Source organism: Nonomuraea sp. NPDC049378 (assembly GCF_055586745.1).
This window is the reverse complement of sequence record NZ_JBVJHP010000001.1, coordinates 556682-569308: the sequence shown is the minus strand read 5'-3', so window position 1 is coordinate 569308 and position 12627 is coordinate 556682. Positions and strand designations below refer to the sequence as shown.

General features: G+C 69.0%; 11 protein-coding genes. 9 read left to right on the top strand and 2 right to left on the bottom strand.

What is annotated here, in order from left to right; all coding sequences use genetic code 11:
* The first annotated feature begins 187 nt into the window (after positions 1 to 187).
* The 4 genes from ACZ6SA_RS02520 (at position 188) to ppdK (ending at position 5511) form a co-directional block, all read left to right on the top strand.
* Positions 188 to 742 (top strand): S1C family serine protease, encoded by a 555-nt coding sequence (locus ACZ6SA_RS02520; RefSeq protein WP_465826231.1) that lies wholly within the window; start codon positions 188 to 190, stop codon positions 740 to 742.
* Positions 743 to 752: 10 nt separating this feature from the next.
* A complete protein-coding gene (locus tag ACZ6SA_RS02515) occupies positions 753 to 1415 on the top strand; it encodes a response regulator transcription factor (protein WP_347641794.1) in 663 nt (220 codons plus the stop codon).
* On the top strand, positions 1412 to 2581 hold the full coding sequence (locus tag ACZ6SA_RS02510; RefSeq protein WP_465826228.1) for a HAMP domain-containing sensor histidine kinase: 1170 nt from the start codon (positions 1412 to 1414) through the stop codon (positions 2579 to 2581). The genes ACZ6SA_RS02515 and ACZ6SA_RS02510 overlap by 4 nt, the downstream gene beginning before the upstream one ends.
* Positions 2582 to 2874: 293 nt before the next feature.
* Complete coding sequence (ppdK, locus tag ACZ6SA_RS02505) at positions 2875 to 5511, top strand: pyruvate, phosphate dikinase (protein WP_465826226.1); 2637 nt, start codon at positions 2875 to 2877, stop codon at positions 5509 to 5511.
* A gap of 38 nt (positions 5512 to 5549) precedes the next feature.
* Here the strand turns inward: ppdK and ACZ6SA_RS02500 are convergent, their stop codons facing one another.
* On the bottom strand, positions 5550 to 6530 hold the full coding sequence (locus ACZ6SA_RS02500) for a ParB/RepB/Spo0J family partition protein (RefSeq protein ID WP_465826224.1): 981 nt from the start codon (positions 6528 to 6530) through the stop codon (positions 5550 to 5552).
* 850 nt (positions 6531 to 7380) lie between these two features.
* On the opposite strand from ACZ6SA_RS02500, the gene ACZ6SA_RS02495 reads away from it, so the two are divergent.
* The 5 genes from ACZ6SA_RS02495 to ACZ6SA_RS02475 all read left to right on the top strand — a co-directional run bounded on the left by ACZ6SA_RS02495 (position 7381) and on the right by ACZ6SA_RS02475 (position 11863).
* Positions 7381 to 7605, top strand: coding sequence for a hypothetical protein (locus ACZ6SA_RS02495; RefSeq protein ID WP_465826222.1), 225 nt, complete (start codon positions 7381 to 7383; stop codon positions 7603 to 7605).
* A gap of 311 nt (positions 7606 to 7916) precedes the next feature.
* Complete coding sequence (locus tag ACZ6SA_RS02490; RefSeq protein ID WP_465826220.1) at positions 7917 to 8903, top strand: Gfo/Idh/MocA family protein; 987 nt, start codon at positions 7917 to 7919, stop codon at positions 8901 to 8903.
* Complete coding sequence (locus ACZ6SA_RS02485) at positions 8900 to 9820, top strand: carbohydrate kinase family protein (protein ID WP_465826218.1); 921 nt, start codon at positions 8900 to 8902, stop codon at positions 9818 to 9820. The genes ACZ6SA_RS02490 and ACZ6SA_RS02485 overlap by 4 nt, the downstream gene beginning before the upstream one ends.
* Positions 9801 to 10559: a hypothetical protein gene (locus ACZ6SA_RS02480; protein WP_465826216.1), complete on the top strand. Its 759-nt coding sequence runs from the start codon at positions 9801 to 9803 to the stop codon at positions 10557 to 10559. Before ACZ6SA_RS02485 ends, ACZ6SA_RS02480 begins: the two co-directional genes overlap by 20 nt.
* Entirely contained in the window at positions 10556 to 11863 is a 1308-nt protein-coding gene (locus ACZ6SA_RS02475; protein WP_465826214.1) for a M20/M25/M40 family metallo-hydrolase, read from the top strand. Before ACZ6SA_RS02480 ends, ACZ6SA_RS02475 begins: the two co-directional genes overlap by 4 nt.
* A gap of 56 nt (positions 11864 to 11919) precedes the next feature.
* On the opposite strand, the gene ACZ6SA_RS02470 is transcribed toward ACZ6SA_RS02475, so the two are convergent.
* Positions 11920 to 12609 (bottom strand): hypothetical protein, encoded by a 690-nt coding sequence (locus tag ACZ6SA_RS02470; RefSeq protein ID WP_465826212.1) that lies wholly within the window; start codon positions 12607 to 12609, stop codon positions 11920 to 11922.
* Between the last annotated feature and the right edge of the window lie 18 nt (positions 12610 to 12627).

The following is a 12627-nucleotide window of genomic DNA, read 5'->3' as shown; positions in this document are numbered from 1 at the left end:
GTCTGGGTGGATTAGTGTCCTTTTTTTGGTTTCCGTTTTTGTTCGGGCCTGGGGGGGGGGGGGGCCTCCCCCCCCCCCCCCCCCCCCCTCCCCTCCCCCCCCCCCCCCCCCCCCCCCCCCGGCCCTGCCGAGGGTCGCGCCCGCGCCGTCGTCCGGCCTGACCGGGCTGAGCGCGACGGCGGCGCGGGTGCTGCCCAGCGTGGTCTCCGTGGAGGCCGGCAGCCGGGGCGGGTCCGGCTTCGTGGTGGACGGGCGCGGCCACATCCTCACCAACGCGCACGTGGTCAGTGACGGAGGCCTGGCGACCGTGGTGCTGAACGACGGCCGCAGGCTGAGCGCCCGCGTGCTCGGCGCGGACGACGACGAGGATCTGGCCGTGCTGGCGGTCGACCACCCCGGCGACCTGCCCCCCGCCACCCTCGGCCGGTCGTCCGACCTGTCCGTCGGCGACCAGGTGCTGGCCATCGGCTCGCCGCTGGGTCTTTCCGGCACGGTCACCGCGGGCATCGTCAGCGCCCTGGACCGGGAGGTGCGGCTGGGCGGGGCGCGGCGCACGGCCGTGCAGACGGACGCGTCCATCAACCCGGGCAACTCGGGTGGGCCGCTGGTGAACGACAGGGGCGAGGTCGTGGGGGTGAACACCGCCATCGCCGCCGGCCGAGGGGGCGGGAACATCGGCATCGGCTTCGCCATCCCCATCGACCGTGCCGCGCCCGTCGCGGAACGCATCATGCGAAATTAGGGTCACAAGCATGCGACTGCTGGTGGTGGAGGACGAGGAGGACCTGGTCGACGCGTTGCGGGTGGGCCTCGCCCGCGCGGGCTACGCGGTGGACGTGGCCTACGACGCGCCGTCCGCGCACGAGAAGCTGCAGGTCAACGCGTACGACCTGGTCCTGCTCGACCTGAACCTGCCCGGCGGCGACGGCTTCCAGCTCTGCCGCACCGTGCGCGCGGCCGGCCAGGGCGTGCGGATCATCATGGTGACCGCGCGCGACCGGCTCGACGACCGCGTCCGCGGGCTCGACGAGGGGGCGGACGACTACCTCGTCAAGCCGTTCGCGTTCCCCGAGCTGCTGGCCCGGGTGCGGGCGCTGCTGCGCAGGGAGAGCGGCGGCACCTCCGTGCTGGAGGTGGGCGGGCTGCGCATCGACACGGCCAGGCTGGAGGTGTCGCTGGACGGCAGGTCGCTGGCGCTCACCCCCAAGGAATACGGCGTGCTGCACTACCTGATGACCAGGCCGGGTCACGTGGTGTCCAGCGAGGAGCTGCTGGAGCACGTCTGGGACGAGCACGCCGACCCGTTCACCAACACCGTGCGCGTCACGGTCGGCAACCTGCGGCGCAAGCTCCAGGAGGACGGCCTGATCGAGACGGTGATCAGCCGGGGCTACCGGCTCAAGGAGCCGACATGATCCACACCATCCGCTTCCGGCTCACCGTGCTCTACTCGGGCCTGCTGTTCGTGCTGGCCGCGCTCGTGCTCGGCGGCATCTATTTCGCCGTCTCGAAGTCCACCGACCAGCGCCCCTACACCACCGAGTACGCCAAGGCCTACTCGGGCGACCAGTACCTGGGCAAGCGGGAGGTCGTCTTCGTCCAGGAGGTCGAGAACGCGGTCAACGTCAAGACGCTGGCCACGCTGCGCGACTATTCGCTCGTCACGCTGGTCGGCCTCTATGTCGCCAGCCTGGGCATCGGCTGGGTGCTGGCCGGGCGCGTGCTGCGTCCCGTCAGGTCGATCACCCGCACCACGGAGGAGATCCAGGCCACCGACCTGGCCCGGCGCATCAGGCTGGACGGGCCGCGCGACGAGCTCAAGGACCTGGCCGACACCATCGACACCATGCTCGACCGGCTGGAGGAGGCGTTCAGCGCGCAGCGCCAGCTCATCGACGACGCCTCGCACGAGCTGCGCAGCCCGCTGACGATCATCCGGGCCAACGTGGACGCCGTGTTGTCCGCCCCCGACGCCAGCGACGAGGAGCGCGCCAGGGCCGTGGCCATCGTGGACCGCGCGACCACCCGCATGACGCGGCTCGTCGAGGACCTGCTCGCCAGCGCCAGGCGCCAGGGCACCGCGTTCGCCGACGCCGATCTCGACCTGGCCAGGGTGGCGGCCGAGGCGTGCGAGGAACACGCCACCCCGGCCGCCGCCCGGCACGTGCGGATCACCCGCGACCTGGGCTCCGGCCTGGACATGACCGGCGACTCCGACGCGCTGCGGCGGGCCGTGGCCAACCTGCTGTCCAACGCCGTGCGCCTCTCGCCGCCCGGCGGCACGATCCGCGTGGTGGCGGGCCGCGCCGAGGGCTGGCTGTGGGTGGCGGTCCGCGACGACGGGCCCGGGCTGGGGGAGGCGGACCAGCAGCGGGTCTTCGACCGCTTCTGGCGGGGCGAGGCCAGCCGCCGCGACCGCCACACAGGGCTCGGCCTGGCCATCGTGCGCCAGATCGTGGAGTCGCACGGAGGGCGGGTGGCGGTGTACTCGCAGCTGGGGGAGGGTGCGACGTTCGTGCTCTGGTTGCCGCCGCGTGACGGGGCGCCAGGCTCGCCGCCGGAGGACAATCCGCTCGCCTAGCGTCGTACGGAGGCGCCTCCGCCGGTGGGCGGGGGCGCCTCAGGCATGCGTGGGATGGGGCCCAGGATCGCGTGATCGCGGACCGAGATCCGGGCCCGCCTGGCCGTTCTCCTTTCCCAAGAGTTGGTTTAAACCAATTGGTCTAATCCAATTTCCTGACGTGCGGTCGTATAATTGGATTAGACCTGTCCACAGGTGTTCACCTGCATAAATGTTGCCTTAGGGAAGGGGTGAAGTTTCGTCATCAATTTCGCCGGTAGAGTCCGGTTCAGAGGCGTCGGATTGGAGTTGTGGTGGGGAAGTACGTTTACGATTTCACCGAGGGCAACAGGAATCTCAAAGATCTTCTCGGCGGTAAGGGAGCCAACCTCGCCGAAATGACCAACCTCGGGCTGCCCGTTCCTCCCGGATTCACGATCACGAGCGAGGCCTGCCGCCACTACCTGGCGGAAGGCTCGACACCGGGAGGCCTGGAGCAGGAGGTCGCGGAGCATCTGGACGCGCTCGAGGGCCGGATGGGCAGGAAACTCGGCCAAGCCGACGACCCGCTGCTCGTCAGCGTACGCTCCGGGGCGAAATTCTCCATGCCGGGCATGATGGAGACGGTGCTCAACATCGGGCTCAACGACGAGTCGGTGCACGGCCTGGCCAAGCAGGCGGGCGGCAACGAACGTTTCGCCTGGGACTCTTACCGCCGGCTCGTCCAGATGTTCGGCAAGACGGTGCTCGGGATCGACGGGGACCTGTTCGAGCGGGCGCTCGACGCCGTCAAGGGCAGGCGCAACGACACCGACCTCGACGCGGGCGAGCTGCAGCGGCTCGTGGAGACGTACAAGGGCATCGTCCGCGAGCAGACGGGCGACGACTTCCCCGCCGACCCGCGCGAGCAGATGCGCCTGGCCGTCCGGGCCGTCTTCGACTCGTGGAACGCACCACGCGCCATCCTCTACCGCCGCCAGGAGCGCATCCCCGCCGACCTCGGCACCGCCGTGAACATCATGGCCATGGTCTTCGGCAACTACGGTGACGACTCCGGCACCGGCGTCGCCTTCACCCGCGATCCCGGCTCGGGCCGGCAGGGCATCTACGGCGACTACCTGCAGAACGCCCAGGGCGAGGACGTGGTGGCCGGCATCCGCAACACGATCCCGCTCCAGGAGCTCGAGCGCATCGACAAGCACTCGTACGACGAGCTGCTCGGGATCATGGAGACCCTGGAGAACCACTACAGGGACCTGTGTGACATCGAGTTCACGATCGAGCGCGGCAAGCTCTGGATGTTGCAGACGCGCGTCGGCAAGCGCACGGCGGCGGCCGCGTTCTGCATCGCCACCCAGCTCGTCGACCAGGGCCTGATCACGCTCGACGAGGCCGTCACCCGTGTCACCGGCGACCAGCTGGCCCAGCTCATGTTCCCGCGTTTCGACGCGGACGCCGACCGGAGGAGGATCGGCAAGGGCATGAACGCCTCTCCCGGGGCCGCCGTCGGCAGGGCCGTCTTCTGCTCGGAGCGGGCCGCCGAGCTGTCGGAGCAGGGTGAGGAGGTCATCCTGGTCCGGCGCGAGACCAACCCCGACGACCTGGCCGGCATGATCGCCGCCAGGGGCATCCTGACCAGCCGCGGCGGCAAGACCTCCCACGCGGCCGTGGTCGCCCGCGGCATGGGCAAGACGTGCGTGTGCGGGGCCGAGGAGCTGGAGGTGTCCACGGAGGAGCGCAGGTTCACCGCGCCGGGCGGCGTGGTCGTCTCCGAGGGTGACCTCATCTCCATCGACGGGACCACGGGGGAGGTGTTCCTCGGGGAGGTGCCGGTGGTGGACTCGGCGGTCGTCGAATACTTCGAGGGCGCGGAGCCGGACGACGAGCTGGTCAGGGCCGTCGACCGGATCATGCGCCGCGCGGACGCCGCCCGCCGGCTCGGCGTGCGGGCCAACGCGGACAGCCCGGACGACGCGGCGCGGGCCCGCCGGTTCGGCGCGCAGGGGATCGGGCTGTGCCGCACCGAGCACATGTTCCTGGGGGAGCGCAGGCGGCTGGTGGAGGACCTGGTCCTGGCGTCGACGGACGACGAACGCCAGGCCGCGCTGGACGCCCTGGAACCGCTCCAGAAAGCAGACTTTGTAGCGATATTTCAGGCTATGGACGGCGATCCCGTCACCATCCGCCTCATCGACCCGCCCCTGCACGAGTTCCTTCCCGACATCGTGGACCTGTCCGTCAGGGTCGCCACCTCATCGGACGTCACCGGCAAGGACCGCGAGCTCCTGGCCGCCGTCAAGCGCCTGCACGAGCAGAACCCGATGCTCGGGCTGCGCGGCGTGCGCCTCGGCCTGGTCATCCCCGGCCTGTTCGCCATGCAGGTGCGCGCCATCGCCCACGCGGCGAAGGAGGTGCCGGGCGCCCGGCCGGAGATCATGATCCCGCTGGTGGCCGCCGTACAGGAGCTGGAGTCCGTACGTGAGGAGGCCGTCAGGATCCTCGCGGAGGCCGGCGTCGAGGCCCTGATCGGCACCATGATCGAAGTGCCCAGAGCGGCGCTGACGGCGGGCAGGATCGCCGAGGCCGCGGAGTTCTTCTCCTTCGGCACCAACGACCTCACCCAGATGTCCTGGGGCTTCTCCAGGGACGACGTGGAGGCGTCGTTCTTCTCGCGCTATCTCGACCTCGGCATCTTCGGCGTCTCTCCCTTCGAGACCCTCGACAGGGAGGGCGTCGGCCGCCTGATCGAGATCGCGGTCGAGGAGGGCAGGGCCACCCGGCCCGGCCTGCACCTGGGAATCTGCGGCGAGCACGGAGGCGACCCGGACTCCGTGCACTTCTGCCACGACGTGGGCCTGGACTACGTCTCGTGCAGCCCGTTCCGCATCCCGGTGGCCCGCCTGGAAGCCGGCCGCGCCGCGCTGAAGGACACCGACTCCGACACCCGCTGAACACGAAACGGGTGCCACGAAAGAGGTGCCCGCTGACGTCACCTGTCGTTGTCGTCCTGTCGCTCCAGCTCGATGGCGAGGGAACTCCAGACATCCGCGTACCCGCGAGCGATCCTGGCGACGACGACGGCGCAGTGCGGCGGTACGTTGCAAAGGGCCGTCCGAGCCTGTGCGATGCTGATGACGTGCGTCCCCAGCCAGCGCAACAGGTGCCGGCCGGACTCGCTGTAACGCAGCGCGGGATCACGGCGCAGGCCATCCAACATCACCCCCGGGTCCAGGGTGCGCACGGCTTGCTGCGCGTCTGGCCCGCCGGCGATCGGCGAGCTCCGTTCGTACGGTGTGCGATGCCGGGAGGGCACCGGATCCTTGCCCGACGCCAGGCGCGCGCGCACATCCCGCACGGTCCCGACCGAGACACCCGCTTCCCGCGCGATCTCACGTAAAGAGGCGCCCGGCCGGTCGATGATCGTGCGGGAAGCGATTCGCCGGCCCTCCGCGGTGTTCAACGGCCGCACCTTTCCGTCACGACCGATCCGCTGGCCGGTTATTCCGCTGTGAGATCCGTGACGAATGCGGGCAACGGTCTTCGCGGACAGTCCCGTGGTGTGCGCGATCGACCGGTCGGAGAGTTGCGGATGGGAACGTATGATGCGCGTTGCCGCGCTCTGGCGTTCTGCTTGCGTGAGCGGCAGACCATGCCTGATGTTGGCGGCGACCGCAAGCCGGAAAGCCTCAGCATCATTGCCGTGGAAATAGTGCGCATCGATTTCTGTCAAGCCCTTGAGAAGTGCTGCCTCAAGCCGGTGCATGCCGTCGATGACTTGCATGGTCGGGTAGTGAACTATAATAGCAGGAAGTGGATCATCGACTTCCGCCAAGGTGCGCACGTGGTCACGGTCAATGCCGTTGAGACGCGGTGAGTCGGAAATGCAGAGCTTGCTCGTGCTTATTCTTACGATCTCTTGGGAGATTCCGGGTTCGTTGTCGCCGGAAGTGGGGGAGAAGTCGCGTGCCATCGTCTCATGAGCTCGGCCAGATGTTACTGAGCGAAGTCGTTGAGACATTGCACCACCCTTTCCTGTGAGCGCTGTGGTGACGTCGCCCGCCCGTGATCGGTGGCCGCTGCTCAAGGACCGCCGGCTGGGCGTGGTCTCCGCGGTATGGTGATCTCGCCCTCTCGTCGCATGACGGCAATGCTGCCCGAGGCCTCCGGAGACCTCTCGGGGGGCGACGCGTGAGTGGTCTCGATACGGGTCCCGGTCGGAGGGCGCCGGCTACTTCGAGGATGTCCGGCCTGCGGCGCCGCTGTGTGCAGCATATATATGAGAGAATAAGAACGTGTCAGGCGAACGCCTGACAGTCGGTTCAGTGCGCACTCAAGTGAGGCGAAGATCGGCTGAACCTCAATGAATCGTGCGGGAGTTGGCCTTTGCGGCTTCGCCGCCTCGTCCGGGCGCCGCTGCCGTTCCTGCGCCAGCGGTAGCCCACGATCACGTACCGACGTGTGGGCCTGGCGCACAGCAGAAACGCAGCGCATACTTCGATGAAGCAACGACGACGTGATAATAGCGGTGGCCTGCTCGGCCTTACTTGTCAGATGGAGGGCCCCTGGGATCTTCGTGAGAGATGTGTGCGGTCCGACTTGACCAAGTGCTTATGACTGCAGGCACGAAATGATGCAAACATAGGAAGTCATCCCGGTCAACCGTTAGAACCGCCGTGCGGCAACCTGGGAGTTATCTTTTTCTGAGGGCCTCCTGCCGGAAAAAGCTTCGTTTCTTTGTCGGAGGGCTGCAAGAACTGCGACTGTCAACTCCCGTGCGGCCAAAAGTTGGAAGCATCTTCAGTCGGAGGTTCGTTGAGACGATGAACAAACTTCTGATCTCCGCGATGGCCGGAAGGGTCGCGCCCGGCCCGGTGGGCACGGACGTTGCCCAGGTCAACGGTGTTGTCCTGGCCGGGCTCATCCGGCGCGCCGGCCGCCGGGAGAGGTGCCGCCTCCGCCTCGTGGCCGGCGCCGGAGCGGCGGCACGCACCGCGTGCGAGATCGGCGGCGGCCCGGTCGGGTGCCTTGACAGAACGGTTCACTGATCCTTATTACGGTTATAGCCAATTCCGGCTCGGCGGATTGAACATCACCATCGGCATCCCCCGTAACGGCATGCGATGGGTGCGGAGGCCTATCCCCGCTCGACCCGGGTCTCTTGTCTGCTGCGAAGCTCCGCGACCGCGCCGGATCCAGCGCGCTCGCGCCGTGGAGCCAGGAGGGGCCGTACGGAGCGGTCACCCGGATGGCGAGTTCGACGGATCAACTCCTGGACACGCAGGTCCACCCGACGAGGAGTAGAACATGATCATTTCCCCGATCCACATCGCTCGTCGCCCGCATGGCGTCCACAGCCATGCGTAGCATCGTGCTCGGCGTCGGCGGATTCGGGCGCGAAGTGCTCCCTGCCCTGGCGGCCAACGGGATCGAGATCGCCGCCGTGGTCGATCACGACACCGGCGCCCTGGCCGACGCCGCGCACACCTACAAGGTGACGCCGTCGGCGGTCTTTGACAACGACGAGAGCCAGTGGTGGGACACCGACGCGCACCTCGTGGTCGATTGCACACCACCCGGCCATCATCTTCGCCACGCGGAGGCGGCGTTCCGGACTGGCAAGGATCTTCTGGTCGCCAAACCGATGGCCCTCAACCTGGGGGACGCGTCACGGATCATGGATCTCGCCACCGCGGCCGGCCGGCGCCTGGCCATCATCCAGCAGATGCGCTATCTGCCGGCGTTTCTCAAAGTGCGTGACCTCATCGGCGAGGGTTCCCTGGGCCGGCTGGGAGTCGTGACCATCACGTTCAACGTCGAGGGCACCTTCTGGCGACCTGGCCTCGCCTGGCGGCTGGCGATGGACCAGCCCGTCCTGTGGGAGGGCAGCGTGCACGTGCTGGACCTCGTGCGCTGGGTCATCGACGATGAGCCGGCGGCCGTCGTCGCGCATGCCTTCAGCCCGCCATGGAGTGAGTTTCGCGGCCCGGCCGGCCTGACGATGTGCGCCGAGTTGCGCGGCGGGACGGTCGTACGCTACCTGGCGAACTGGGCGCCGCGTGGAAGCGCTGTGGTGCCGCTCAACTCCGGCTGGGAGCTCGAGTTCGACCACGGGGTCGTGCGCGTCGTCGACGAGAGCGTCACGGTCAACGGCGAAGTGGTGTTCGAGCCGTCCGCCCAGCCGACGCCGCTGGCCGACCTGAACACCCGGCTCGTACGGTGGTATCTCGGCTGGCTCGACGGCCAGGATCCAAGGGGCCCGACCGGTGCCGACAACCTGCGCACCGTGGCGTTCGCGGACGCGCTCCAGCGGGCCGCCACGAACGGCGTCCGGGTGACGTTGTGACGGGCGTCGCCGGCGTGCCCATAGTCGTCTTCGGAGACGTGTGCCTGCACGTCACCGTCCGATCGTCCGGCACGGGTGATTTCTGCGCCGGCGATGTGAAGCTGGACCCTGGCGGTAGCGCCGCGATGGTGGCGCTGCAACTGGCCGCGCTGGAACGGCGGGTCGCGATGGTGGGTGTGGCGGGGCAGGACGATCTGGCCGAGCATCTGCGCGAGAGCCTGATCGCGTCCGGCGTCGACTGTTCGCGGTGGGCGTCCGTGGCGGGCGGCACCGCGAGGGTCGCCATCCTCGTCGAATCAGGCGGTGACCATCGCGTCATCGTGAACCAGGAGGGCGTGACCCGGCCCGGCGAGGCGCTGACCCCGCTGCTTCGCGAGCTCCGCGTGCGGGGCGACGCCCTGTGTTATGTGCCCGGCTTTCCCAGCTATGACCCACTGCGCGTGGCCCTGGTCGAGCAAGGCGCACGCGTGGTGTGCGACTTCGGGTTCCGTCCATGGTTGACCGACGCCGCGACGGCGCGCGACAACATCGTGCCCCGCGTCGATGGCGTCGCGATCGCGATATGCAGCGGCGCCTCCTTCTCGGAAGGCGACAACCGGGCGTTGGCGCAGGCCTGCATCGCCGGGGGCGCCGCAGGGGTCGTCACGTCACTCGGGTCGCGGGGATGCCTGGTGAGCGACGCGGACAGCAGCACGCATCAGGCCGGATTCGCCACCCATCCCGTCAACACCCTGGGCGCCGGCGACTCGCTGGTCGCAGGTTTGCTGGCGGCCCTGAGCGATGGGCGCCCCCTGCGGGAGGCATGCCTCTTCGCTCAGGCCGTAGCCGCAGCGAAGATCGCGACACTGTCCCGGCCCGCGACCGTCCATGGCGTTCGCACCCTACTCGCAACGGCAGGTGATCAGGATGACCATTGACGCTGGCCTCAGCGCCTATCCGATGGGGGACGAGCCCCAGCACAATCTGCAGCGGATGTTCGCCGACATGAAGCGGGTGGAGCTCGCCCGGCATTTCGTCGATGACGTCCTGCGGAAGGGAACCGACGTCTTCATCATCGCCGTCGACCTCGACCGGTCCGCGGTCGTACGCCGCCGCGGCGTGAAAGAGAAGCGTCACCTTGTCGTGCAACTTCATGATCTGCTGCGTTCCGCGCTCCCGGAGCAGGCGACGTTCCTGGATTCCGGGTCACGCGACGAGGGATGGATCGTCCTCACCCCTGACGATCCCCATGAGCCCACCCGGCTGGCCGAGCGGCTGCACCAGCTGATCGGCGGCCACGTCTTCCGCCTGATCGACGGCGAGGAGGTGCGGCTGACGGCAAGCTTCGGCGTCGCCCGCTCCCCCCTCCACGGCAGCACCGGGCAGGACCTTCTCTGGGCGGTGGGCGAGGCCCTGTGGCAGGCCAAGCTGACCCGCGATGCGGTGTACGTGGCCGACGCGCCCGTTGCGGTGGAGCCGCAGACATTCCGGATAACCGTCGAGCAGCAGCGTCAGCTCGCCGCACTGAGCCGGCGGACGGGCCGCCCGGACGACTCGCTGTTCCACGAGGCGTTGCAACTCCTGCTCGAGAACCACGCGCCACGGTGGCATTGGATCGTCGACAAACGCGGCCCGACACCCGGTGGGCCGGCGCGTCGCGGAGCCGAGTTCGAGTGAACGAGCTGGTAACGGAGGCGCAGCGCCTCCTGTCCGAGCTCATCCGTGCCCGCTCGTGCAACCCGCCGGGTGACACGGCTGCCGCTGCGGCGGTCCTGGCCGCTTATCTGCGCCGTTCGGGCATCGACCCGACCGTGTACGAAGCCGAGCCCGGACGCGCGAGCCTGGTCACCCGCATCCGCGGAGCCGGCGACGGTCCATCGTTGCTCCTGCTCTCGCACCTGGACACGGTCGACGCCGACCCCGCCGAGTGGTCGTCGGATCCGTGGGGTGGGATCGTGCGCGACGGCAGCGTCTGGGGGCGTGGCGCGCTGGATCTCAAGGGACAGGCCGCGGCTCAGGCCGTCGCGGTCGCCTCGCTGCTGCGCTCCGGTGTCCCTTTCCGCGGCGACGTCGTCCTCGCCGCCACCGCCGATGAGGAGCTCGGCTCGGAGCTCGGCACCCGATGGCTGCTGGACCGGCACCCTGAGGCACTGCGCACCGACTACGCCCTCACCCACGGTGCCGGGGATCGCATGGTCCTGGACGACCGCGCCGTCTACTTCTGCGCGACCGCTGAGCGGGTCACCGCCGAGCTCACCGTCACCATCACCGCACCCGCTGGGCTGCCCATGCTGGCAGAGCAGCCGAACGCCATCGCTGAGGCCGGCCGGTTCGTGAGCAAGGTCGCCGGCCAGCACATCGGCGACACGCCGGCCGAAGAGGCCACGGTCGTGATGGATGCGCTCGCCGGGACCGGACGACCTCCGGGGGAGGTCGCCGCTGCGGCGGGAAGCATCCACCCTGCTCTGCGCACCCTGCTGACGCCCTTGACGGGAACCACGCTCGTCCCGTTGAAGATCGTTTCGACCTCCCTCGCCGGACGCCCGTCGGTCTGCGAGATCCACTTCTCCTGCTGGCTGCTGCCCGGCTGCGGCCGTGAAGAGATCGAAACCGTTCTCGAAGCGGCGGCGGTGGAGCTGCCTTGCCGCGTAGCCTGGCGGCCGATCCGAGGGGGCAGCCGGTCGCCGACGGCCACTCCGCTCTGGGGGGCGATCGAGAGTTTCGTCCGGCGCGTCGATGCCGGATCGCTGCTGCTGCCGCTGTGCGACGCCGGCTTCACCGACTCCCACTGGCTGCGCGAGCGGTACGGTACGGTCGCGTACGGATTCTTTCCCATGCGCGAGATGACGACCTCCGAGGCGGCCAGGACCGTCCACGGGCCGGACGAGCGGATGCCCCTGTCAGACCTGGGCCTTCAGGTTGATTTCTACCGCCATGTCATCACCTCCATCGGCGGCGGCGCATGCGATGGGCAGGGATGACGTCTCATCCGCCGGTCGCACGTCGTGATCGCCGGACCGGCCGGTGCGGCGCGCCGTCAGCATCGGCCGGTCATGCCGCTCCCGTGATCGGCGACAGCGTCGATCCGTTCCCCGGCGGTGACGAGAAGGTCAGTGGCGAGTCGCGCGCAGAAGCGCGTCAGCTTGTCGCCGTTCGCGATGGGGGCACCTGTGTGGGAGGGGGTGTTCGCGGCGAATCTTGGGAGATGAGCAGGAGGGGTGGCGCTGGACGGGTGGGCATCGACGCTGCTCTCGGCTCGCTGGACGGCGGCGTGGGCGGGTTCGAGCAGGGAGAACTCCCGGTGGCACGGTATGGAGCGCGCGGCCCGGGCCACCTTCGTGTACGGACACGTGAGGCCAGGCGCCGGAGGGCCGGGCCAGAGGTATCGGTGCCACTTCTCACGCCCTGTCGGTTCGTCCCAGAAGAAGAGCAACGCCGGCATGAGTTCCGCCGCCGATGCGAAGAAGGAACTGTAGGCGCCCGGGCCGGTCATGGCGGCCAGCGTGGCACGAGTGGCCGGAGCCAGCGCGAGGAAGACCGCCGCCGCGAACGTCCTTTCGAGCTCGGCGCGATCGGCCTGCTCCGGAAGGACGAACCACGCGGCGCTGTCACGGACCAGGCCGCGCTCGACGGTGGCCGCCGCCCAGCGCCGCTTCATCCCGTGGATCGCCGGACGGCGGCTTTTCCCGGCCGGGAATGCGGCCCGGGGCTCTCCGTTGAACGACATGCCGGCAAGCTCCTCTGT